Source organism: Paraburkholderia sp. SSBN10T (genome assembly GCF_056619545.1).
In genome coordinates this window covers 34,615-57,192 of record NZ_JBWQQI010000007.1, presented here as the reverse complement: position 1 = coordinate 57,192, position 22,578 = coordinate 34,615, and the positions used below count along the sequence as shown (strand labels likewise).

The 22,578-nt window shown below is 63.5% G+C and carries 24 protein-coding genes and 2 tRNA genes; 11 read left to right on the top strand and 15 right to left on the bottom strand.

Annotated elements, in window-relative coordinates; genetic code table 11:
* Window positions 1–36: 36 nt before the first annotated feature.
* Window positions 37–198 carry a hypothetical protein gene (locus tag AC1ECK_RS12825; protein ID WP_480319557.1) on the top strand — a complete coding sequence of 54 codons (162 nt, stop codon included), beginning with the start codon at window positions 37–39 and terminating at the stop codon, window positions 196–198.
* Window positions 199–257: 59 nt separating this feature from the next.
* Here the strand turns inward: AC1ECK_RS12825 and AC1ECK_RS12820 are convergent, their stop codons facing one another.
* The 4 genes from AC1ECK_RS12820 to AC1ECK_RS12805 form a co-directional block, all read right to left on the bottom strand.
* A complete protein-coding gene (locus AC1ECK_RS12820) occupies window positions 258–461 on the bottom strand; it encodes a hypothetical protein (protein ID WP_480319555.1) in 204 nt (67 codons plus the stop codon).
* A gap of 178 nt (window positions 462–639) precedes the next feature.
* Window positions 640–716 (bottom strand) — tRNA-Pro (locus AC1ECK_RS12815).
* A 105-nt stretch (window positions 717–821) separates the two neighbouring features.
* Entirely contained in the window at window positions 822–1,937 is a 1,116-nt protein-coding gene (locus AC1ECK_RS12810; protein ID WP_480319553.1) for an S-adenosylmethionine:tRNA ribosyltransferase-isomerase, read from the bottom strand.
* Window positions 1,934–2,668 (bottom strand): SDR family oxidoreductase, encoded by a 735-nt coding sequence (locus AC1ECK_RS12805; RefSeq protein ID WP_480319551.1) that lies wholly within the window; start codon window positions 2,666–2,668, stop codon window positions 1,934–1,936. The genes AC1ECK_RS12810 and AC1ECK_RS12805 overlap by 4 nt, the downstream gene beginning before the upstream one ends.
* 128 nt (window positions 2,669–2,796) lie before the next feature.
* On the opposite strand from AC1ECK_RS12805, the gene AC1ECK_RS12800 reads away from it, so the two are divergent.
* The gene (locus AC1ECK_RS12800; protein ID WP_480319549.1) at window positions 2,797–3,402 is read left to right on the top strand and encodes a helix-turn-helix domain-containing protein; all 606 of its coding nucleotides are present in this window, start codon (window positions 2,797–2,799) and stop codon (window positions 3,400–3,402) included.
* Between the two features lie 125 nt (window positions 3,403–3,527).
* On the opposite strand, the gene AC1ECK_RS12795 is transcribed toward AC1ECK_RS12800, so the two are convergent.
* Entirely contained in the window at window positions 3,528–3,701 is a 174-nt protein-coding gene (locus AC1ECK_RS12795) for a hypothetical protein (protein WP_480319547.1), read from the bottom strand.
* 153 nt (window positions 3,702–3,854) lie between these two features.
* On the opposite strand from AC1ECK_RS12795, the gene AC1ECK_RS12790 reads away from it, so the two are divergent.
* Window positions 3,855–4,052: a hypothetical protein gene (locus AC1ECK_RS12790; RefSeq protein ID WP_480319545.1), complete on the top strand. Its 198-nt coding sequence runs from the start codon at window positions 3,855–3,857 to the stop codon at window positions 4,050–4,052.
* 411 nt (window positions 4,053–4,463) lie between these two features.
* Here the strand turns inward: AC1ECK_RS12790 and AC1ECK_RS12785 are convergent, their stop codons facing one another.
* Window positions 4,464–4,772 carry a DUF2288 domain-containing protein gene (locus AC1ECK_RS12785; RefSeq protein WP_480319543.1) on the bottom strand — a complete coding sequence of 103 codons (309 nt, stop codon included), beginning with the start codon at window positions 4,770–4,772 and terminating at the stop codon, window positions 4,464–4,466.
* A 135-nt stretch (window positions 4,773–4,907) separates the two neighbouring features.
* Here AC1ECK_RS12785 and AC1ECK_RS12780 point away from each other — a divergent pair, with 135 nt between their 5' ends.
* Complete coding sequence (locus AC1ECK_RS12780; protein WP_480319541.1) at window positions 4,908–5,618, top strand: pentapeptide repeat-containing protein; 711 nt, start codon at window positions 4,908–4,910, stop codon at window positions 5,616–5,618.
* 749 nt (window positions 5,619–6,367) lie between these two features.
* On the opposite strand, the gene AC1ECK_RS12775 is transcribed toward AC1ECK_RS12780, so the two are convergent.
* From AC1ECK_RS12775 to AC1ECK_RS12765, 3 genes are all read right to left on the bottom strand, one after another.
* Window positions 6,368–6,676, bottom strand: a complete 309-nt coding sequence (locus AC1ECK_RS12775) for a hypothetical protein (protein WP_480319539.1) — start codon at window positions 6,674–6,676, stop codon at window positions 6,368–6,370.
* A 115-nt stretch (window positions 6,677–6,791) separates the two neighbouring features.
* Window positions 6,792–7,514, bottom strand: a complete 723-nt coding sequence (locus AC1ECK_RS12770; RefSeq protein ID WP_480319537.1) for a peptidoglycan DD-metalloendopeptidase family protein — start codon at window positions 7,512–7,514, stop codon at window positions 6,792–6,794.
* Window positions 7,515–7,695: 181 nt separating this feature from the next.
* Window positions 7,696–8,685 carry an aldose epimerase family protein gene (locus tag AC1ECK_RS12765; protein WP_480319536.1) on the bottom strand — a complete coding sequence of 330 codons (990 nt, stop codon included), beginning with the start codon at window positions 8,683–8,685 and terminating at the stop codon, window positions 7,696–7,698.
* A 608-nt stretch (window positions 8,686–9,293) separates the two neighbouring features.
* Between AC1ECK_RS12765 and AC1ECK_RS12760 the strand changes: the two genes are divergently transcribed.
* Window positions 9,294–10,124 (top strand): undecaprenyl-diphosphate phosphatase, encoded by an 831-nt coding sequence (locus AC1ECK_RS12760; protein WP_480319534.1) that lies wholly within the window; start codon window positions 9,294–9,296, stop codon window positions 10,122–10,124.
* A 255-nt stretch (window positions 10,125–10,379) separates the two neighbouring features.
* Window positions 10,380–10,456 (top strand) — tRNA-Arg (locus AC1ECK_RS12755).
* Window positions 10,457–10,488: 32 nt separating this feature from the next.
* Here AC1ECK_RS12755 and AC1ECK_RS12750 read toward each other — a convergent pair.
* Window positions 10,489–12,885, bottom strand: coding sequence for a PAS domain-containing sensor histidine kinase (locus AC1ECK_RS12750; protein ID WP_480319532.1), 2,397 nt, complete (start codon window positions 12,883–12,885; stop codon window positions 10,489–10,491).
* Window positions 12,886–13,094: 209 nt separating this feature from the next.
* Here AC1ECK_RS12750 and AC1ECK_RS12745 point away from each other — a divergent pair, with 209 nt between their 5' ends.
* The 3 genes from AC1ECK_RS12745 (at window position 13,095) to AC1ECK_RS12735 (ending at window position 14,921) form a co-directional block, all read left to right on the top strand.
* Window positions 13,095–13,514 carry a hypothetical protein gene (locus AC1ECK_RS12745; RefSeq protein WP_480319530.1) on the top strand — a complete coding sequence of 140 codons (420 nt, stop codon included), beginning with the start codon at window positions 13,095–13,097 and terminating at the stop codon, window positions 13,512–13,514.
* Window positions 13,515–13,751: 237 nt separating this feature from the next.
* Window positions 13,752–14,384, top strand: coding sequence for a response regulator (locus tag AC1ECK_RS12740; RefSeq protein WP_480319528.1), 633 nt, complete (start codon window positions 13,752–13,754; stop codon window positions 14,382–14,384).
* A gap of 297 nt (window positions 14,385–14,681) precedes the next feature.
* The gene (locus AC1ECK_RS12735) at window positions 14,682–14,921 is read left to right on the top strand and encodes a hypothetical protein (RefSeq protein WP_480319526.1); all 240 of its coding nucleotides are present in this window, start codon (window positions 14,682–14,684) and stop codon (window positions 14,919–14,921) included.
* A gap of 101 nt (window positions 14,922–15,022) precedes the next feature.
* On the opposite strand, the gene yfcF is transcribed toward AC1ECK_RS12735, so the two are convergent.
* From yfcF to AC1ECK_RS12720, 3 genes are all read right to left on the bottom strand, one after another.
* Window positions 15,023–15,655, bottom strand: a complete 633-nt coding sequence (gene yfcF / locus AC1ECK_RS12730; RefSeq protein ID WP_480319524.1) for a glutathione transferase — start codon at window positions 15,653–15,655, stop codon at window positions 15,023–15,025.
* A gap of 36 nt (window positions 15,656–15,691) precedes the next feature.
* Entirely contained in the window at window positions 15,692–16,198 is a 507-nt protein-coding gene (locus AC1ECK_RS12725) for a M48 metallopeptidase family protein (protein WP_480319522.1), read from the bottom strand.
* Window positions 16,199–16,350: 152 nt separating this feature from the next.
* Window positions 16,351–18,267 (bottom strand): AI-2E family transporter, encoded by a 1,917-nt coding sequence (locus AC1ECK_RS12720; RefSeq protein ID WP_480319520.1) that lies wholly within the window; start codon window positions 18,265–18,267, stop codon window positions 16,351–16,353.
* A gap of 508 nt (window positions 18,268–18,775) precedes the next feature.
* Between AC1ECK_RS12720 and AC1ECK_RS12715 the strand changes: the two genes are divergently transcribed.
* On the top strand, window positions 18,776–18,904 hold the full coding sequence (locus tag AC1ECK_RS12715) for a hypothetical protein (RefSeq protein WP_480319519.1): 129 nt from the start codon (window positions 18,776–18,778) through the stop codon (window positions 18,902–18,904).
* A 32-nt stretch (window positions 18,905–18,936) separates the two neighbouring features.
* Window positions 18,937–19,386, top strand: a complete 450-nt coding sequence (locus tag AC1ECK_RS12710) for an NUDIX hydrolase (protein ID WP_480320115.1) — start codon at window positions 18,937–18,939, stop codon at window positions 19,384–19,386.
* Between the two features lie 105 nt (window positions 19,387–19,491).
* Here AC1ECK_RS12710 and AC1ECK_RS12705 read toward each other — a convergent pair whose 3' ends face one another.
* Together AC1ECK_RS12705 and AC1ECK_RS12700 are read right to left on the bottom strand one after the other, a co-directional pair.
* Window positions 19,492–20,412: a transporter substrate-binding domain-containing protein gene (locus AC1ECK_RS12705; RefSeq protein WP_480319517.1), complete on the bottom strand. Its 921-nt coding sequence runs from the start codon at window positions 20,410–20,412 to the stop codon at window positions 19,492–19,494.
* A 204-nt stretch (window positions 20,413–20,616) separates the two neighbouring features.
* The gene (locus tag AC1ECK_RS12700) at window positions 20,617–22,326 is read right to left on the bottom strand and encodes a glutamine--tRNA ligase/YqeY domain fusion protein (protein ID WP_480319515.1); all 1,710 of its coding nucleotides are present in this window, start codon (window positions 22,324–22,326) and stop codon (window positions 20,617–20,619) included.
* Between the last annotated feature and the right edge of the window lie 252 nt (window positions 22,327–22,578).

Sequence of the window (22,578 nt, the reverse complement as noted above, 5' to 3'; positions counted from 1 at the left end):
GCTGCGGATGACTGCAGCATCTGGGAAGAGGCCGCTATGGACGAAACTGTTTTGGCCACCGCAATTGGATTTTCGGTTTTGTTGTTTGCGGTGATTTTCGCGGTAGCCCACTACCGGCGCGAGATGATGCGCAGGCGCGTGATCGGCGAGATGCAGCGCCGCCGTCTTTACGATCTCAGCCGACCCAGCAGGCATTGATGAGAATGGCAGGCGGTTACGCTCGCCGCGGATGTGCGGCAAACCGCCCAGCGGCTCGGCTAGACGTAATTCGGCTTGCGATGCGGGGCCGGCCGGCGATGGTGACGGTGATGACGCGGCGGCGGCACCTGACGGCAACGGCGCACCAGGTGGCCTCGATACCACTCCCGCTTGCAGACCACGCGCGGATGCGCCTCGGCGGTAACGGGTGTGAATGCTGCGGCGCTTGCCGCGAGCAGAATGAGCGAGAGGAATTTGCGCACGGATCGATCCTTCAATGGCTTCGAAAGTGTTTCCAGCTTGTGTCCTGCTTCAAGCCGGAGGTTGAGTGGCCATACCGGCGTACCGCCAGGTGGCGCGCTTGACGACCCTCCGGCGAGTTCACCGTGGCAGCAAAGAAAAAGGGGTTACACGCGCAAGCGTGTAACCCCTTTGATTCTATGGTCGGAGCGATAGGATTCGAACCTACGACCCTCTGATCCCAAATCAGATGCGCTACCAGGCTGCGCTACGCTCCGACGAATCAGAGATTCTATCTGGTCTGACGTATGGCCGTCAATCTCGGAATGCGGAAATTGCCAAAGCGGCCTTGCAAGGCATGCGGGCGCGCTCGTACCTTTCCATCAGCAGGTCACGCAACGCTCGCGCTCCCGTTCACGCGGATCCACTGGATACGCACGCGTCCCGCACACGACACAGGCGCGCCGCTCGATCCACACCGAATCGCCGAACTCGTGCGTGCGATAGCGATGTGCCTCGAGTTCCTCGGTCGCACCGAGCAACGTCAACGTATCGGTAAAGGCGCGCAATAACGCATAGTGGCTCGTCTCCGGTTCATGGGTGCCGGAGACGATCACGTCGGCCACCCGCAGTTTCGTCTGCGGCCCGATCCGCTGGTTGGCGACGCCGTCGCCCGAACGCACGGTGCCATCGCTTCTCGCCGCATGTTCCAACGCCCGCACCACGGTCGTGCCGATCGCCACCACGCGCCCTTGCCGCGCGCGAGTGGCAGCGATCAGCGCTGCGGTTGCGGCCGGAATGCGGTAAGGCTCGTCGAGCGGCAAGCGGGCATCGAGCGCCGCGTCGCCGGTGGACGACAGTCCCGCTGCATGCGTGAGCGTCGCAAAGCCGATGCCGCGCGCCTGCAATTGCGCAACGGTACGCCAGTCGAGCACGAATCCCGCCGACGGCGGCTCGAACGCCACCGGCTGCGAGGCGATCGGCGTCCACACATCCCATAAGGCGAGCGCATCGTGCAGATGCGCGTACTGAACCGGCTTGCCCTGTTGCGCCAGGGCGCGCCAGATGCGGGCCGCATCCGCTTCGAATTGCAGTTCGACAAGACGCGGGTGATCGAGCGTGCGCACGATCGTCGCGCCAAGCTTGCCGAACCTCAGCCGGTCGCCGGGCAACAGGTCAGGCGGGGCGCTGCGCGCTTCAGTCGGCGTGTGGAAATCGCCTGCGCCGAACACCACCGCGGTGAAACGTTTGACATCCGAAGGATCGAGCGACGCCCGGCCCGCGAGCCGGACTTCGAGCGTGGCGCCGCTGCGTCGATGGATGCCTTGCAGGCTGGCGGGCAGGGTTGCCGCGTCGTTGGCGATCACGCAGTCGCCTTCGCGCAGCAGTTGCGCGAGAGCCGTGCGTGGACGGTGTTCGATGTGCCCGTGCGAGTCGATCACGAGCAGGCGGGCGTCGTGAGGCCGTTGCACCGGCAGGGCGGCGGCGGGCATCGTCATGCTTGGGCTCCTTCACGCTGGGCTGGATTGCGCAGCGCGTGCAAGGCCGCTTCGATCGCATCGGCGAATTCGCGGGCCGCGTCGGCGGGGCGTTTCAGGCTGGCGGGGTCGTCGCCGGGCGCGGCGAGGGCATGCAGCGGCGTATCCATATCGCCTGGATCGAGCGACAGCACACGCACCCGCTGGGTGGCGAGTTCCTTGTCCCAGATGCGGCTCAGATGCCGCAAGCCGGCTTTGCTGGCGCCGTACGCGCCCCACGTCGGATAGGGTTCGACGGCCGCATCGCTGGAGACGTTCAGTACCACGGCGCCGCCGCGTTCGCGGGCGGCCGCGGTCAACGAGCCGAGCAGGGCCCGGGTAAGACGGAACGGGCCGAGCAGGTTGGTCGCCAGCGCGGCTTCGAAGTCTTCGCACTCGGTGTCCGCGAGCAGCGCGAGCGGCACCGGTCCGAGCGCCGACGCATTGTTCACCAGCACGTCGACTCCGCCGAGCAGGCCGCTGATCTGCAGCGCGAGCGGATAGATGTCGTCCTTGTTCGCGATATCGCCGACGATCCCGGCGGCCTTCGCACGGGTCGCGGCCACCTGGGCTACGCGTTGCTCATGGCGCGCGACGAAGGCGACGTGCGCGCCGCGCTCCAGCAGTTCGTCCAGCAACGCGAGGCCGAGTCCCGAGGTGCCGCCGGTGAGCGCGACACGCACGCCTTGCAGGTTTCTGTTCGATCGGGTCATGTGGATTCTCCAAAGCGCTCAAGGGGGAGACGATCGCTTTACCGGCGCCGTCTCGATGACCCGATAATAGGAGCCCCACACCGCACGGCCGAGTGCGATGTCCAACCCCTTGTCGGAAAGTCGATACGATGGACGAGACCGCTTACGAACCCGCTCGCGACACCGTGCCGGACGCGGCGCATGCGGCCCAGCATCTGGCGCGCAATCTGGTGGCGTTGCGGCATGCGCGTGCGCTGACGCAGGAGGGCCTTGCGAAGGCATCGGGCGTACCGCGCTCGACGGTGGCCAATCTGGAGTCGGGCGAGGGCAATCCTTCGCTGGCGGTGCTGATGAAGGTGGCGGGCGCGCTGGGTGCGCCGCTCGATGAATTACTGGCGTCGCCGCGCGCCAAGGTCCGCAAGTGGACGCGCGACGATATCTCCGCGCAGAATCGCGGCAATGGTTTGACGATCCGTCCGTTGGTCCCGGAGCCGATGCCCGACGGCATTCTGGAGACCATGGCGTTCGCGCCCGGTGCGTATATGCGCGGCACGCCGCATCTGCCCGGCACGCGCGAATATTTCACCTGCATGGAAGGGCGCGTGGCGATCTTTGTGGCGGGCGAGCGGCACGGCCTCGAAACCGGCGACGTGCTCGCGTTCCCCGGCCATGTGCCGCATTCGTATCGCAATGAGGACACGCAGCGCGAGGCGCTCGGCGTGTCGATCGTGGTGTTGGCGAAGGCTGGCGTGTAACCGCCGCGGTTGCACGCAAACAGCGGCGCGCCTCCCTGCCGCGGGGCCTCGATGCCGCATTGCCATTAGTCTCATGCGCGCGTCTCGTGACCTGGCAAGCGGGCAGTCACGAAGGTGATGTGGAATTAGTGTTTGCGCCGTGTCCAGTCGAGCACGTGATGCTCGGACAGCCAGTGGTGCATCATCCCTTCACCGTTGTGCTCGCGCCGGTAGGTCCGCGATTCGAAAATCGACAAGCCCAGCAGCACGAACAGGCCCACTCCGAGCCCGATGAAACCCGCAATCGATTCAGCGTCCATGGCAGCCTCCTTCGATGATTGCAGCCATGGGTACATAGTAGGTCAGACGACGAAAAAGCGGCACCTGGGCGGTGTATGGCAACGTGCGCTTGCCCGGACTTTGCAGGTAGACTCTCGGCGCACCTGCGTTGTTATGTTCACTTTAGAGAGTCTATGAATCGCGCCCTTCTGATTGCATTTGCTGTGGCGGCCCTTGCCGGCTGCTCGAACGATCCCGCTTCCGGGCATCACGGCCCGCCTCCGAAAGATCCGCCCGACTATCACGGTGTGCCGACCGACGACCGGCCGCCCACGATACTCGACACGCCGGACGCAGCGCAGACGGCGCCGTCACAGGCTGCACCGCAATAAGGTCTCGCAAGCGTGTGCCGTGTGCCGCTCGGCGGCGGGAAGGCTACGCACGCCGCACGTCTGAATGGAAGGGCGAAGTGCCGGCGCGGGCACGCCGGCACTTCTGACCCGCGCAGACTGTTCGCGCGGAGAGCGCGGGCTGCAGCCATTCTAGGACGCGCGGGTCGCGAGATATGTATGCGCTTGTTTCAAGCGGTAACTGGAATAAACGCTGCGACCGACCAAAGAGAGTCAGCCAATCGCGGATACCGGCGTAACGCTATGCGCGATGCGTAGCAACAACCGCATCGGCGTGGCGCCGTGCCGGCCAGATACGAGGCCCCGGCCAGATACGAGGCCCCGGCCAGATGAGCGGCCAAGGCCGTATCGACGGCGCCGCGAATCGGCTGCGTCCGGCTCGCCCGGGCTTGCTCAGCCGCGTTCCTGCACGCAGACCCACGGTGAGACAACCACTGCCCAGAGGTCCGGATCGCGTGTGGCGAAATCGGCGGCGGTGTCGGACTGAATGCGCTCGACCAGCCCCGCCGAGAGCCATTGTGTGACTTGCGCCGTATCGTCGCTGGCGATCGCTTCGGCGACGCTGACCAGATCGAGGTCGCGTGCGACGTGCAGCAGGATGCCGCGTGCAAAAAAACGTTCGAGTTCCGGCCAGCCGATTTTCGCGGTTTCCGCGAGCAGCGAGAGGTAGAGCGGACTATGGGCGGCGGCGTTCGAGGTCATCGTGTAGCTGGGGTGGCAAAAGGGCGGGCGTTACTATAAACCATCGCAGGTTGTGCGCCACGGCGGCGGCGCGTTCCGGTACGCTTGGCATTTTGCGCTCGGGCATGTGCCGGAGCGCGCAGGAATCACTTTCTTATGCCGCTCAATTCTACGACGCCGGACGCCGGCGTTCACACCGTCGCCGATGCGACGCTCGCACGGGACGACGTGCAGCAATTGCTCGGCGCCACCCGGCAACCGCTGCGTTTCGAGGACTGCGATTTCGAAGGTGCGGACCTGTCGCGGCTCGATTTGCGCGGCGCCGAATTTCAGCGTTGCAACATCGCCGAGACGTCGTTTTTCGGCGCCACCTTGACGCAAACCCGCTGGCTGCGCTGCCGCGCGCGCCAGGCCGATTTCGCGTCGGCGGACCTGGTCGATGCCGCCTTCCAGTCGAGCGATCTCAACAACACGAGCTGGCGCCGCGCGAAACTTGCCTCGGCGAGCTATCACGGTTGCAAGCTGACCGGCGCGAACTTCGAGGATTGCAGCACCCTCGGTCTGACGTTCGTCGAAACACTGCTGATCGGTGCGCATCTGCGCGGCTTGTCGTTTCGTAAAGCCACCTTGCAGGAACTCGATTTTTCCGACGCCGATCTGGCCGGCGCCGATTTTCGCGAGGCGATTTTCGAGGGCGGCAGTCTGAAGGACGCCAACGTGAAAGGAGCCCGTTTCGATGGCGCGGACCTGCGCCTCGCCGACCTGAGCGGCGTGCGCCTTGTCGATGCGGGTCTGTTTCGCGGCGCGACGATTTCGCATCAGCAGGCCGCCGTGCTGGTGACGGAACTGGGGTTGCGCGTGCTGTAACTGAAATTGCATACGCTGGCAAATGACGGCCGCAATGCGGCGTTATTTGCCTCCGCGTGCAATCTCGCTTTCCGTCGGTTCGCAATGTACGGAGAGACTCACTGCCTGCTTTATCTCAAAACATTTAACAGATAAAATGGTCCGCATTACGCGAATTAATCCGAAAGAGCTGATGAATGTGGCTCGGATGTCGATCCACAGTTTGAAATTTCAGGCAATGAAAGGTGCGTTTTCGCACCAAAGCGGACAAATCGTCGAAATTGGGATTTTACGTTTTAAAATTTAACAGTTTAACTATTGATTGATTGATTGGGCAAACGGGAGAATCTCACCAGATGACCGCCCAGTAAGGGTGTGGGCTTATCTGATTGGCTCTTTGAGTGAACTTCTTCAGAGCGCCACCCTGTTTCAATTGGTACGCTTTATCGGCGTTTTTGTCATTACTTTGGTTCACGGAATGCGTACTCCGTGCGCCGTGTCACAGTTTTTGCGTAATTAAATGATTGCGTAGACAAGATGGCGTTGATAGATTCTGTTTTGGCGCATGGTGAACCGGTCCTTTACCGATATGCGCCGAACCCCCGTTAGCCCGGCCTTTGAGCCGGGCTTTTTTTCTTCAGGTAATTGCAAAATTTGCATTTGGCGGAGTGGATTGCGCTTCAATTGGGATTGAATGCAAGGTTTCCCGCAATGTGTCTGATGAATGGCGCAAGCGGCGCTGTCAAGGCGGCCTGTTTGTCGCATTGTCGTTACTGTTTGCAGCGAATTACCATCGAGCGGTTCTTCACATTGGCGCCGAAGACTCCGCCGATCGAACCGCCGGAGGTGGCGCCGTTGTCGACATCCTTCGACACCACGTCGTAGCCGTACGCGCCGCACACTTCGCCCGCGCGCTTGTAGCATTCGGCCCAGCTTTCGCTGGCGTCGCTGCCGCTGCAGTTGATGGCGAAGCCGGTGTCGCCGCTAGGCAAGTAGGTCATTTTTGTCGAGCTGGCACAGCCGACGAGGCTCGCGAGCGCCAGCGCGGCGACGGCGCTTGGGGTCCATCCAGATTTCATGGGAGGCTCCTCCCGGATTGGGGTGGCGGACAGGGGCGTGCAGCGCCATGTCCGATGTCAGACGCAGCGTCGCGCAGGAAGCGAGGTTCTTGCGCGGCTGCGTCATCACCCGCAATTAACGTGCCGGTAGTGCGCGCGACGGATCGATCGAGCGGCCCTGATAGCGCAGCTCGAAGTGCAGCATGACGCGGTCCGAATCGGTATCGCCCATTTCGGCGATCTTCATGCCTTGCGTGACACTTTGGCCTTCCTTGACCAGCAACACCCGGTTGTGCGCATACGCCGTCAGATAGTCGGCATTGTGCTTGAGGATCAGCAGATTGCCGTAGCCGCGCAGACCATTGCCCGCGTACACCACGGTGCCGGCTGCGGCGGCGACCACCGACGTGCCCGCGCTGCCGGCGATATCGATGCCTTTCGAATTCGAGCCGTCGAAACGGCGGATCACCGTGCCGTCGGCCGGCCAGACGAGCGAGATCGACGAGGCCGGCGCGGGGGCCGGCGACGTGTCGGCTGGCGCGCTACGCGGGGCAGGCGCGGCAGCCGCGCTGTTGCCGCCGCGCGCGCCGCCGCCGGTCGAGGCCGTGACCGGCGCCGAATTGCCGCCGGGCGGCGCGACGCGCAGCACCTGACCGACCTCGATGCTGTCCGGATTCGACAGGTTGTTCCAGCGCACGATGCTCTGAACCGACTGCCGGCTGCTGCGGGCAATCTTCGACAAGGTATCGCCCCGTTCGACGCGATAGAACCCCGGACCCACTGGCGCGGACCCGCATGCGGTGAGCACTGCCAACAACGACACGCACACGAGCCGTTTCATTCTTCTTGTTCCCAACATTGGACCTCGCAAAGCGCCGCCGCGCGCCGATCCCGATCACGCGACAGAGTGGCAAAAACGTCCGATTCTAACGGTTTTGCAGCGCAGCACCCGAAACGGGACCGCGCCGCGTGAGCGGCACGGGGTGAGCCACGGGCCGCACCACGCGGCGGCCCGGGCCGGCGGCCTGGTACGCGGCAAGTCAGCGCAGGGCGTCGACGGCGATGCGCAGGGCGGCGCTCTCGGTCCGGCCCGGTTCGAGCCAGCGCAGGCCGAGGCCGTTGTGGATCGCGTCGGGCAGGCCGAGCCAGGGCTCGATGCAGTAGAAGTCCGAGTCCGCCGCTTCGGTCCACGTCGTCACGGCGTACCAGGGCACCGAGCCGGGTCGCTGCAGGTCGAGCGTGATCGTGCGGTTCAGGCCCGGCGCAATCAGCCGCACCGGCGGTTGCGGCGTGCCGTCGCCAGGTGCTGCCGGGCCGTCGGTCAGGCAATGGAAGCGGTCGAGAATGCGCGCCTCGTCGAGCGTGTAGCGCGCCGCGCCGGGCTCGGCGGCGCTGATCGAGCCGTCGGCCTGCTGATAGCGGCGTCCGGTGGGCGGCAGCTCGAGCACGGTTTCGCTGCGCTGCGTATGCGGCAGCGAAAAATAGAAGTGATGGCCGGCGTAGTAGGGCAACGCCGTCGTCCCGGTGTTGACGGTGATCAGTTCGACGTCGAGCGTGTGGTCGTCGGCGAGCCGGTAGACAGCTTCGAAGCGAAAGCCGAACGGGTAGCCGCCGTGGGTGGCGTCGCTGTCGGCGAGCGTCATGCGGACCGTCGCACCGGACGCGGCGGCCGAAGCGACCGTTGGCGCGGACACTGATGCGGCCGTCAAGGCCGCGGCGGGTTCGACGCTCGCCGCAAACGGCAGGTCGCGCGCGAAGCCGTGCATCGGCAGGTCGCGTACGGTGCCGGCGGCGTCGCGCCAGCGGCCGATCTGACCGTCGACGCGGTGGCGCCCGAGAAACGGAAACAGCAGCGGGTTGCCGCCGCGGATTCTTGCCGGCTGGCTGCAGTCGGCGTCGTCGGGCCAGTGGATCACGGGCTGGCCGTCGATATGCCACGACAGCAGGCGCCCGCCGGCTTGCGGCGCGAAGCGCAGCAGCGAGGCGCCGTGGGTGATTTCGATGATGTCCTGATGCTGGAATTGGGCCATGGTGGACAGTCTGGTTGGTGGCGGTTGTGTCAATGGACTGCGTGGCTGCAGGGCACGCGGCAACGCAGACGCGAGGCCGATTTTGCGCTGCTTTGCTCTACGGGGAAACCCTTCTCGGGGAATTCCGGGTTCGCGCCACCGGCAAGCTTGACGATAATCGCCGGACTGCCTGGCCGATTGTCCCGCCGGGCCTGACCGGATTCCGGAGGGTGCAATGGATCTCGCAATGGCAATGGGCATGGCCCTGTTCGGCATGTTTACCGGCAGCACGGTGTACTTCTTCTACAAGCTCGGCCGCTGAGCGCCCGGCTCCGGATACCCTTGCCGCGCGACCCGCAGCAAGGCAGGCCGGCTCCGATACTCACCTCGCATGGGTCGCCGCACGGGCGGCCCTCACCACGGGCGACCGCCCAACGGCGCGCCGAATAGCTTGCAGCGGCGTAACAACCGTTTCGAGTTGTGACGCAATGCGTCAAAATTTCCCCAAATACCGTTCAAACGCTTGGCGCTGACATGGTGGCCAGGCATAATCGGTGCGCTTCCATGCGCCGGTTGCTGTGGTCCGGCGTGCTCCTCCCCGATTGTTTACTCATTAAAAGGACCGCCGCGTGAGCTTGTCGTTTCTGATTTTTCTGAGCGTGCTGCAGGGCGTCACGGAACTGTTCCCCGTCAGCAGCCTTGGTCACACCCTCCTCGTGCCCGCGCTGTTCGGCATGCATATCGACGCGCATGCGCCGCAGTTGCTGCCATTCCTCGTGGCGCTGCATCTCGGCACCGCGCTGGCGCTGCTCTGGTACTTCCGCGCGCGCTGGATCGCGCTGATCAGCGGCTTTTTCGCCTCGCTCGGCGGGCGTCGCAATGACGACGGCCACATGATGTGGGCGCTGATCATCGGCACGATTCCGGCCGGGCTGGTTGGGCTGGTGCTCGAAAAGCGCCTGGAACTGCTGTTCCACGATCTGCGCATCGTGGCGTTCGCGCTGATCGTCAATGGTGTGCTGTTGTGGTTCGGCGACCGTCTGCAGCGTTCGCGCGCGCATCAGCCGCCGGAGAAGCTGACGTTGCGCCAGGCGTTTTTCGTCGGGCTGGCGCAGATCGGCGCGTTGATTCCGGGCTTTTCGCGCAGCGGCCTGACGATGATCGCCGGCAATGCAGTGGGTCTGACGGCCGAGAAGGCGGCGGAATTCTCGTTCCTGCTCGGCACGCCGATCATTTTTGCCGCGGGCGTGCTCGAACTGCCGAAGCTGTTTCATGCCCCTGGCCAGCTTGGCGACGCGCTGCTGGGTGGCGTGTTGACGGCCATCGCGGCGTATCTGAGCGTGCGCTTCCTGATGCGTTATTTCGAAGGCCGCGGGCGCCTCGCGAGCTTTGGCGTGTACTGCGTGATCGCGGGTATCGTGTGTCTCGGCTGGTTCATGCTGCATGCGCAACCGGTTTGAGCGCGCCATCGCGGTGATGCGGGGGCGCTCGCGGCAGCCAGGCCGGCTGCAGTGAGCTGCGTCTCGGGTTCGGTTATAATCCGGCCCCTGCATTGCGCTGAGCCTCGCCCGGTGGCTAAGGTGCTGTTGCGAGAGGTGCTCTCGTGCGGCGGTGAACGGGCAGGCCGCAGCGGTCGCGTTGACACTGGCCGCTTATTGATCGGCCAAGGCGTGAATTGTCCGGTCGGTTAAAATTCCAGTGTCGTCTCTTATTTTCCGCCCTTAGCTCAGACGGATAGAGCAACGGCCTTCTAAGCCGTAGGTCACACGTTCGAATCGTGTAGGGCGGGCCAGACATTCCGGTTGAGGCGTCCGCCGGTGAGCCTCACCCGCATTGCAACGTCTCGTGCGCCTGCCGAATGGGCACACGTACCCGGATAGCAGCCCCGCTGCCTCGCGTACTGGCAATGTCGATCTCGCCGCCGAGCATCAACACGCGCTCCTTCATGCCGACAAACCCAAAGGATTGCCTGCCGACCGCCGCCGGGTCGAATCCTTTGCCGTCGTCTCGCACTTCCAGCAGGCAATCGAAACCCTTCTGCTCCAGCGTGATGAAGACGTGTCTAGCTTGCGCGTGCCGTGCGACATTGGTGAGGGCTTCCTGGACGATGCGGAACAGCGCGATCGCCCGATTCTCGGCAATCGCCACATTTTCTTCCGGTACGCGCAGGCGGCAGGTCACCTGCGCGTCACGCGAAAATTCAGCCGCGAGCCATTCGAGCGCCGCGACGATGCCCGCGTCGAGAACTGCCGGACGCAGCGAAGCGACGACGTCGCGGACCACCTGCATCGTCTTGTCGGCAAGAACCAGGATTTTCTGCACGTGTGCGGCAAGTTCAGGATTGTCCTGGCCAAAGCGGATACGCAGCGTCGACGCGCCCATCCGTAGCGCCGTCAGTTGTTGCCCAAGCTCGTCGTGCAGTTCGCGTGCGATGCGCTTGCGCTCTTCCTCACGCGCCGTTTCCCGTCGCGACGTGAGTTCCCGCAGCAACTCGTACGATTCGCACAAGCGCTGCTCGGCTTCCTTGCGTTCGCTGATATCGCGCCAGACGGTCAACGCGCTCTGAACGGTTCCGTGTGCGTCGTTTTCAGGCACCGCGTGGACAAACCAGCACTGCGCCTTGCCGTCCTTGGTCCAGGCGAGTTCGAATTTGTCCATGGTGCCGCTTGCCATGATCTCCTTCAGCTTCGCCCGGAAACGCCGGGCCACTTCAGGCGTCGCACCGTCTGTTCGTCCCGCGGGCTGACCCAGCAATTTCTCGGCGGGCACGCCGCTGACGCGCTCGAATTCCGGATTGACGTAGGTGCGCCGGCAGTTCAGGTCGTAGCGGATGATCGGGTCCGGCGCATTTTCCGCGAGGGTGCGAAAAGCCCGTTCGCTGCGCTTGAGTTCGTCGATATCGCGGTTGATCGCGAGCATGCTTGTCACCTTGCCGTCGGGGGCGAACTCAGGAACGACCCGCATGTGCCCCCAGCGGACCCGGCCCGAGACATCGCGCAGCAGCACCTCCCGGGTCACTTCGCGGCCGCTCTCGGCGACCTGCTGCAACTGCTCCATGTACTGCTGTGAGTCGACGAACGAAGACAACTCCGTGGGCGTGGTGCCCATCACTTCACCGGCAGCACGGTCCATCAGCTTCAGCAGCGCCGGGTTGGCATACACGCGGCGGTAGCGGAGGTCGTAGCGCGCGATATAGTCGGGTGAATGCTCGACGACAGCGCGGAACGCCTGTTCGCTCGCATGGAGCCGCTGCTCCGCCTCCCTGCGATCGGTTACGTCGATCCCGAGGGCAAGCGCGCCCACGATTTCCCCTTTTAATCCGTGTTCGGCCATGATGCGGATGTGATGATGACGTGACTCGCCATCGCCCTCCCGCACGGTCATTTCAAAATCGCGCTCTATCCCGGTGTCGATGACCGCGGCGATCGACGCCTGATAGCGCGCATATTGAGGATCGGCCGTATGTTCGGTCGGCTTCTTGCCCAGCAAGTCCTGCACGTGTTTGCGCAGCGTTCCGGAAAGTCCCGAATTCGCATACACGAGCCGGCATTGCCGGTCATAGCGGCAAATGACGTGGAGCGTGTTTTCCGGCAGTCTCTGGAGCCTGGCCTCGAGTTCCCGCTCGGTGATGTCCCGCACCAGTGACAGGTGGTATTCCTTGCCGCCGTATTCGACACGGCTTGCGTTGACCTCGACAGGCAACACACTGCCGTCCTTGCGGCAATGCCTGGTCTCAATGAGGAGGGTGCCGTGCTCGCGCAATTCGCAGCAAAGCTGGGTGCTCTTTTCGGTGGTCCAGTCGGGATCGATATCCGTTATCCGTAGTCGCAACAACTCCGTTGCGCTGTATCCGAGCGAGCGGCAGGACTCTTCGTTGGCGTAGACGATATGGCCATGCTCATCGGTCAGGTAGACGGCCTCGTGTATTTTGTCGAGGGCCGCGTGTGTCAGGTGCAGGCGTTGCTCCTGTTCGATGAGTTGCCGCTGCAGCGTGTCCAGCTTCCGTTGCAAGGCGGTATTGCGCTTTTTCAGCGCTTTCAGTTCAGTCTCTGTCACCGGATCACGCACGGATTCGTTCATACGCTGCCTGCTAAACCTTCCTGGACGACGCTGCATTGCGTCTTCAGATGGGGATTCGGATCGAAGGGGCCTGGCGGTCTTTTTTTGGGTGTCTCGCGGTTCGACGAGGTCCCCGACCTGATTGTGGTGGGCTTCACACAATGATAAGGCGAGTGTTGACTCCCGTCTCTCCCGACGTTTTCAGCGGCATTTTCCGTCTCGCCGACGGCCTGACGCATCAACTCTATGGCTAAGGATTTCCTTACTATCGGTTCAGTGGCCATGTCGCGCAATTTCCGCGCTTCCTGACTGCGTCGACCGGATGGGTCACTTATTATCGGATATCGGAAATCTTTTGCTGGCTGCCGGCCATGATTGCCTCCCTGTCCGAACGTGAAAATGCGGTGGAGCATCTCAACTCGATTTGCATGCGCCTGTTCGATACCTGGTGCGAGCATCGAAGCGTGATACCGCTTGTCTGTCTGATGCATTGCTGGCCGCTCACGGATAGCCACCCTGCGTCGATCCGGCGGCTCGGCGACACGTTATCGGCGCTGCGCAAAACGCACCCTGAAAGCATCGGCACCGAGGCGATGCCGGCATTGTGCGAGCTTGCAGACTGCGTGGAGATGATCTTGTCGCGCGCAGCGGCGCCGCAGCGCGGCTCGCGAGCGGCGAGAGCGCTGGCATACATGCGGTTTCCGGTAAAGGAAAACGTTGCGGATCGGATCGCAGTCGTGGGCGACGATGCGCACGCTACGGCGGCGCAAGCGGAGTGTGCCGTGCGCTAAAAGAGGCATTAAAAGAAGCACCAGAAAACGCACCAAAAGAAGCAGCAGAAGAAGCGCTAGACTGCGTGCCACGCCTGCGGCGCCTCAGCGGCGCGACGGCGCCCGATGGGTACGCCGCGATTCGGCAACGCGTGCCGCATCCGAACAATGAGAATCACCGCACTCAAGGGGAGATGCCGCTCCTCGCTCAAACATCGCGGTTTTCAAACACGTTCCGCTCGCCGGCGGATCCTATTCATGATCAAAATTCTAATTGCAGATGACCATGCGATTGTGCGCGGGGGCTTGAAACAGATTATCGCCACGACCGACGATATCGTCGTGACCGGGGAGGCGGCGCAAGGCTCCGAAGTGGTCGACAAGTTGCGTAGCTGCGACATCGATCTGTTGCTGCTGGACATGACGATGCCTGGCATCAGCGGCGTCGACCTGATCCGGCGCGTGCGTGCCGAGCAACCTGAGCTGCCGGTACTGGTGCTGAGCATCCACAACGAGGCGCAGGTCGTGTCGCGCGCGTTGCGCGCGGGTGCGACCGGCTATGTCACGAAAGACAGCGATCCCGAGGTGCTGCTTGCCGCGATTCGCAAACTGGCTGACGGCGGGCGCTTCATCGACCCGAAGCTGGTCGACGCGGTTATCTTCGAGACGCACTCGGGCGACGCGCCACCACACGAGGTTCTCTCCGACCGCGAATTTCAGGTGCTCCAGATGCTTGCGTCGGGCCGGACCATCAACGATATTGCCGAGATGCTCGCGCTCAGCGCGAAGACCATCAGCACGCACAAGATGCGGCTCATGCAAAAGCTTGGCCTTGGCAACAATGCGGAGTTGATCCGCTACTCGATCAGACACGGTCTCGCCGACGAATAAACGCGACGCGTCGGCTTCGCTCAGGCAATCCTTAGCTGGGGCCGATCCTGACCGAACTATCCGCCGCCGCCGATAGAGGCGCGTGAATGAACGTCCTACGATGCTTTCATGGGCACGTAGGAGGCGCTATGGAGGCGGCGCAGAACTCATGGCGATGGTAGCCGGCATGAGTCGCGCAAAGGATTGCGCAGCCGCCCGCGAAGTGCAAACCAGCCTTGCCTTACCGCGCCTTTCGCAACCTCAAGCTTGCGCAGCCATCGACGTTATCCCATGTGTCACCCCACACCGGAGGCAACCATGTCTGCAGCAACGCCTGATCTGATTGCACAAAAAGTGCGTATCAACCCAATCGTGATTGTTATCGGCAGCGGCGAAACCACGCGATCTTTGCGTTACCGCGGCAAACATACGTTGCATGCGGTTCTAGGCTTTCTGCACAGCCAGCGCGAGTCGCGTGCGCTTGTATATAGCCACAGGACGGATGGGAAGATGCTCTGGATCGACGTCCAGACCGGGGCATTTTGCGATCTGCATTAGCGCGCGCAGCGCCGCCTGGCGCGCATGCTGGCTTGCGCGCCAGGCGGCGCTGCGTGCCTGGACGCATTGCCGCGCACCTCTAACAACAGGACTGCAGACCGTTAAAGGGCGGGGCGCTCCAGCTTGACCCAGCGCTGCACGGACGGTCGTTGCCACTGATGCCTCGCGTAGTCGGCGAGCCGTTGCGGCACCGTATCGCCGTTCAGCACCAGGCGGTTGAGCATCAGCGCCAGGTCCACATCGGCGATACACCACTCGCCGAACAGATTCGGCGCGCCGCTCGCGAGCAGCGCCTCTGCAGCAGCGAACAGCTTGCCGGCCGCCGCATGTGCCGCGTCGGAAAGCGGGGTGCCGCAAGGACCGTAGAACAGTACTTCGGTCGAACGTTCTTGCCTGATCGGCAGCAGATCGCTGCGCAGCCATGCCTGCACCTGGCGCGCCCGTGCGCGTTGCCGGGAGGCGGCCGGATACAGCGGCGCACCTTGAAACACCTCATCGAGGTATTCCGTGATGGCCGACGACTCCGACAGCGCGAAGTCGTCGTGGACCAGCATCGGCACGCGCTGCGTGAGCGACGGTGCGGCGAAGTCGTGCGCGCGATTGGCCTCGCGGGCGAGGTCGACGCTCGAAAGTTCGAACGGCAAGCCCTTTTCGTGAAGGGCTACGAAAACGGACATCGCATAGGGGCTCGCGAACTGCGCGTCTGCGTACAACCGAAGATTCATTGACGACACCGGTTTGTCCTCTGCGGGGGAATGTGGAATCGGGAATCAGGCGGACTGTTCACGCACCAGTTCGCGATGCGTCAGGTAGAGACGCAGGTCGAACTCGGTTTGATGATAGCCGGGCTGCATGAACTCACAAAGCCGGTAGAAGGCCTTGTTGTGATCGCTTTCCTTCAGGTGTGCGAGTTCGTGTACGACGATCATCCGCAGGAACTCGGGCGCGCCCTCCTTGAACAGCGAGGCGATGCGAATCTCTTTCTTTGCCTTCAGCTTGCCGCCTTGCACGCGCGAGATGGTCGTATGGAGACCCAGCGCGTGTCGCAGCACGTCGAGCTTGCTGTCGTAGACGACCTTGTCGATAGCGGGGCCGCTGCGCAGGAATTCGCGCTTCAGGTCGGCAACATATTCGTAGAGCGCGCGGTCGGTTTGCACCGTGTGCCTATGCGGATATTTGTCGGCAAGATAGGCGCCCAGTTGCTGTTCGGTGATCAGCCGGCGAACCTTGTCCTGTAGCGTGGCCGGATAGGCGCTGAGGTATTTCAGATGCTGCATGGCGGGGGCGCGGGTTCGGTGGAGGCTTTGAGCGGTTATTGTAGCGGCGGCCGCCTGGCGGCTACCGGGGGGCTACCTGCTAGCTGTTTGGCGTCGCGCACGTAACAATCCCGGCCCGCGCGGACGGCAAGACCGGTGCGCGGGACCGCCGCTTAAGCAGCCCCTTGGGCATGCTCCTCATGCGGCGGCGCGAGCACGGCAGCCCGGCATTCTTCGATCAGGCCGCGAAATGTCGTGGCGTTGCGCGTGTTACCCGCTGCCGCTTCATCCCCCGCGCTTTCCGATAGACCGCCGAGGCCGACAATCACGGTTGCGGGCGTGGGTTGATTGCGTATTCGTCTGAGCAGGTTGCGCAAATACGGCGGTGACTCGGAGGCGTCGAGCGAAACCACGCAGAGGATCGTCGCGCTGTTGGCTTCTTGCGCTTCGCTACGCGTGCTGCGGAATTGCTCGTAGGTCGTCGCCACAGTCGTGATGTTTTGCCGGCCAAGCAGTTGCACGGCAATCGCGGCCGCCATTTCGTCGAACGCGCCGCGTCCGGAGATGCACAGCACCACGGTGTCGCCCACGCCTTGCGGGCTTGCGCCGCCGCCATAATGCGGCTCGGTCCGGCCGTGAGCGTGGGCGGCGTCGGCCGCGTCGGGCGTCTCCATCCCGTCCGGCAGGCCTTCTACCGTTTCGAGGTTCTCGATGATATCGACCACCGCCTCGTTAAAACGAGCCAGTTGTTCCGAGGTCAGCACGCCGCGCAGCGCGTCATTGCGTGCGAGCCGCAGCCCTTCCAGGGCAACCTGATCGTAGTAATCGATGACCGACATCTCGCCAAGCAGCCGGTCGGCCTGCACGATGGCTTCGTGCGGGTCGTCGGCCAGCAGCCGCTGATAGAACATTTGGGCCGGCGTCAGGGCCGGCTGGTCGCCGAGCAGGATGGTCAGGAAGTTGAGCCGGTCGGCATAGCGGCCCAGCGTGACGACGCACAACGTGAGCGGGGTCGACAGCACGAGCCCGACGGGGCCCCACAGCCAGCTCCAGAAAATCGCTGCGACCACCACGGCGAGCGGCGAGAGGCCCGAGCGGCGGCCGTACAGGTACGGCTCGGCCACCTGACCGGCCACCAGATCGACGACCACGAACAGGATCAACGTCCACACCGCCATGGTCCATTGCGGCTGAATGGCGGCGGCGAGAGACACGGCCAGCAGCGCGGCAATCCAGATGCCGATGTACGGCACGAAGCGCAGCAGCGCGGCGACGACGCCGAACAGCAACGCGCCCGGCACGCCGATGCCCGCGAGACCGATGGCGAGCACCGCGCCCACGCTGAGGTTCAGGCCCAGTTGTGCGACGAAATAGCGGCTCAGCCGGCTCGCGGCGTCGTTGATGGCGGTGGTGGTGCGATGCAGGTCGCGCGAGCCGAACAGGCTGATCACGCGGTCGCGCAGATCCTCGCGTTGCAGCAGGATGAAAATAGTCACGACCAGCACGATAAAGGTCGTTTCGAGCGGCTCGATGATTGGCGAGAACGCCCGTTGGGCCAGTTGCATCGGCGTGAGCGCCGGCTCGTGCACCTCGACGGGCATCGGCGCCGCAGGGGCGTTACGGCTCGCTTTGCCGAAGCTGCGCGGCGCCGCCGGACGCGACGGTGCGACCCGTTGCAGGGTCTGCGCGGCTTTGCCCATGAGGATGTCGGCACGGCCGACGGTTTTTTCCTGCACGGTCTCGATCTTTTGCTCGATCGCCACCTGGTATTGCGGCAGATCGGCCGCCAGTTGGACGATCTGCGCCGTGATGAGCGCACCCGCGCCCAGCACGACGGCGAGCGCGAAAAACACCGCAATGAAAATCGACGGCAACTGCCCCATGCGCAAGCGCCGCAGCGCTGCCACCAGCGGTGCGAGCAGGAAGCTGAGCAGTACCGACAGCGTGATCGGAATCAGGACGGCGCGGCCGAAATACAGCCCGCATACCACGACGACACCGGTAATTACCGACGCGAGGCTTTGCAGGCTGGACGAGCCCGGCGGATACATGCGGTTTGCCCGTCCGTGGGGCGGCAACGAAAGTTTCATTTTGGCGACATTCTGGTTGGCGGCGGGGAACAGGTTCCCTCAGGCCTTTGAGGATACAACTGCGGAGCATAGCAATCCACACACCTGAGGCGCAGTTTGCGGCGATTGGTGTGCAGGAGGAAGGCACTTAGAAGGCATAGGGGCGCGCTGCTGGATCGTGGCGGCAGCCCGTCGCGCTGAGTCAGCGGTTGATCGAAAGGCCAATCGGCATATCTGCAAGCGAGAAATCCCGTCCTGCGATGAACGCATCTGTTGATTCGAGTTGTCTGTCGAGCATTCCGCTATGCCTCGCCCAATTGGCAGATGATACCTTGATTGATTCGACATCCTGATGAGTTGGCGATTCTCTGATGAACGCAAGGAAAGCGTAGCTTCGCGGCCGCAGCATGAAAACCACGCCGAGGTGGCGTGCGGGCTCACTCTGGCAAAGACCTCATGCTATGCTTTTCAGGTCCAGATCACGAAGCGCTTCGTGACTGCCCGAACGATCTCCCGAGGAGAATACTCAATGTCGATGCGAACCCGTGCCCTGTTTCACGCGACCGTGGTGCTCAATGCGAAGGGACAGTCGATGTCGCTGCGTCCGCAGTTCTGCCGCGCCGCGAGCGGCCCGTGGCAACTCCAGAAGAAGCATTGAGCGGGCACACGAGGCGCGCGATGTCTGCCGCTATCAACGCACGTGTCGTGTCCTGCGGCGTCGTGCTGCTCGATCCGCACGGGCGCGTGTTGCTCGCGCATGCCACCGAGACGTCTCACTGGGATATTCCGAAAGGTCATGGCGAGGAGGGCGAGGCACCGCACTTCACGGCACTGCGCGAGCTGGTCGAGGAGACCGGTCTCGTGATCGCCGCCGAGCGCCTGAAGGACCTGGGCCTGTTCGTCTACCGGCGCGACAAGGACCTGCATCTGTTCGCGGCGCGTGCTCGTGCCGAAGAACTCGACCTGTCGCAGTGCGTCTGCACGTCGATGTTTCCACGCCGCTCGGACGGCACGCTGATTCCCGAAATGGACGCTTACCGCTGGGCCGCGCCGGAGGAGGTCGAACGCTATGCAAGCCGCAGTTTGACGCGTCTGTTCCAGACCACGTTGTCGCTGACCGAACTGCATCGTAGCTTGTGAGGCCCGGCGCGGTACAAAGCCAGGCACAGCCCGCAAGCGGGCTCGGTCCGAAAACCAGGCACGAGCCGGACACGGGTGCGAAGTGCGTTCACGAAGTACGTTCAGTCAATCGAGCGCGCGATCGTTCGGGTGGGCGAACAGCGCGCGCATTGCCGCCGACAGCGGGGAATTCAGATTGATCCCGCGAGGCGGAATCGGCTGCGTGAACCACACGTTATAGAGACGCTCCGCTTCCCCGGAGGTCTGCATCCGCTCGATCACGCCGTTCACGAGCTCGCGCATCGGCGCATCGCCTTTGCGGAACATGCAGGCATACACCTCATAGCCAAGCGGCGTACCCGTCACCACAAAATCGTCGGGATGCGGGTCGGTCGCCTTGAAGCCATACACGATCGGCTCGTCCATCACGAAGGCTGCGGCGCGGCCGTCCTTGAGCGCGGCGACCGCTTCCGGAAGATCGCGCACGCTCGTAATGCGCATACTGAGATGCTTCTCGCTGTTCAATCGCCGCAGCAAGCGCTCGTCGGAGCTGCCCGCCGTCGTTACCACGGCCTTGCCGGCCAGTTCCGGAAAATCCGCGATGCCGCTGCTGCGCCGCACGATCATACGCACTGCATACTGGAAGAAACTGTCGGAGAACGCCACTTCGGCTTCGCGTTCGTGCGTATGCGCGGTGGAGCTGCATTCCAGATCGATCTGGTTGTTCTGCAGCATCGGGATGCGGTTCGACGAGGTGACGGTGACTTCGCGCACCTTGAGCTCGGGCAGGGCGAGCGTTTTCCTGATCTGTTCGACGACGGCGAGGGCGATGGCCTGCGAATATCCCACCGTGCCTTGGCCGTCGAAGTAGGAGAAGGGGATCGATGTTTCGCGCACGCCGAGCACGACGGTCTGCTCGTCGTGGATTTTCTTGAGCGTGCCGGTGAGTTCCTGTTCCTGCGCTTGCGCGGAGGACGCGAAGCAGGCCGCCGCGAGCGCGGCCAGCGCGATGCATTGACGTGACGGATGGCAGGCTGCAAACCTCATCGTTCCTCCGAAAGCGGTGCACGCACCGTCACGCGCGATTGATCGCTATGCTAACGAACGGGCGGGGCGCCGCGGGCATGCTCGATGCCCGCGATGCCCTCGACCTCAGCGATGCCCGGCCAGCACGCGCTGACGCAAGACGACGCATATATCCGTTGCCTAGCCATTGCCGAGCCGGCGCGCCTCGTCCGCCGGCCATCGAGCTTACGCCGGCTTGCCCCAACTGTCGCGCAAACTCACGATGCGGTTGAACACGGGCTTGCCCGGCTTCGAATCGACGCGGTCGGCGACGAAGTAGCCGTGCCGTTCGAACTGATAGCGCTGCTCCGGCAGGGCGTCGCGCGCGCCCGGCTCCAGGTAGGCCTGCACCACCCGCTTCGAATCGGGATTGAGCGCTTCGAGGTAATCGCGCCCGCCTGCGTCCGGCTGCGGTTCCTTGAACAGGCGGTCGTAGATGCGCACTTCGGCCGGGCAGGCGCCCACGGCGCTGACCCAGTGGATGTTGCCCTTGACCTTGTAGTTGTTCGCGCCTTCGGTGCCCGATTTGCTGTCCGGAAAGTAGTTGCAGTGGACGGCGGTCACGTTGCCGTTTTCGTCCTTGTCCGCACCCGTGCATTCGATCACGTAGCCGTAACGCAGACGCACCTTGTTGCCCGGGAACAGGCGGAAGTAGCCCTTGGGCGGCGTTTCGTTGTAGTCGTCACGCTCGATCCACAGCTCGCGCGAGATCGGGAAGCGCCGCGTGCCGTGCTCCGGATGATGCGGATGCACCGGCGCGTTGCATTCCTCCGTGACGCCTTCCGGGAAGTTGTCGATGATCAGCTTGAGCGGGTCGAGCACGGCGGCCGTACGCGGGGCCTTGTCGTCGAGGTCGTCGCGCAGCGCGCCTTCGAACACGCTCATGTCGATCCACGAATCGACCTTCGTCACGCCGATGCGCTCGCAGAACAACTGGATCGCCTCCGGCGTGAAGCCGCGCCGGCGCACGCCGACGATGGTCGGCATGCGCGGGTCGTCCCAGCCGTCCACGTGGCCTTCGGTGACGAGTTGCAGCAGCTTGCGCTTGCTGGTGATCGCATACGTGAGGTTCAGACGCGAAAACTCGATTTGCTGCGGCAGCGGGCGGGCGAAGATGCCAGCTTCGGCGAGTTCGTTCAGGATCCAGTCGTAGAGCGGCCGATGGTCTTCGAACTCCAGCGTGCACAGCGAATGCGTGATGTTTTCCAGCGCGTCCGAAATGCAGTGCGTGTAGTCGTACATCGGGTACACGCACCACTTGTCGCCGGTGCGGTAGTGATGGGCGAAACGGATCCGGTAGATGACCGGGTCGCGCATGTTGAAGTTCGGCGACGCCATGTCGATCTTCGCGCGCAACACGTGCTCGCCTTCCTTGAACTCGCCGGCTTTCATGCGGCGGAACAGGTCGAGGTTCTCCTCGACCGAGCGTTCGCGGAACGGCGAAGGCGTGCCCACTTCCGTGGCCGAGCCGCGATTGGCGCGCATTTCCTCGGCCGACTGGCTGTCCACATAGGCCTTGCCGCGCTGGATCAGCAACTCGGCGAACTCGTACAGTTTGTCGTAGTAGTCGCTGGCGTAGTAGAGGTGCTCGTTGCCGTCCTTGCGCCACTCGAAGCCGAGCCACTGCACGGCGTCGATGATCGATTCGACGTACTCGACACTTTCCTTTTCCGGATTGGTATCGTCAAAACGCAGGTGGCAGATGCCGCCGTAGCTGCGCGCCACGCCGAAGTTCAGGCAGATGCTCTTGGCGTGGCCGATGTGCAGGTAACCGTTCGGCTCGGGCGGGAAACGCGTTTCCACGCGCTGGCCCCACTTTCCTGAGCGGTTGTCTTCGTCAATGATGTTGCGGATGAAATTGGATGCCGCTGGCGCGTCGTTGCGTTCGGTATTCATGCGAGATGGAGAAGGTCGGTCGAGGGCGCGCGGTGCGCTCGCTTATCTCTTGATTCTACCTGACGACCACCCTTCCGGCAGACTGAGTGCGGCTTCCGGCCAACGCTCGGGGTTTTTTGCACACGCTTGCATGCCGTAGCTGGGGGGAAATCGCCTGGTTGACGGGTGAGCGAGGCCCCTTGGAATGCGGCCGGCGCGGAGCCTGAGCGCGCGGTTTGGGCGCGTGTGTTCCTGGTGTGCTCCGCGTGTGTT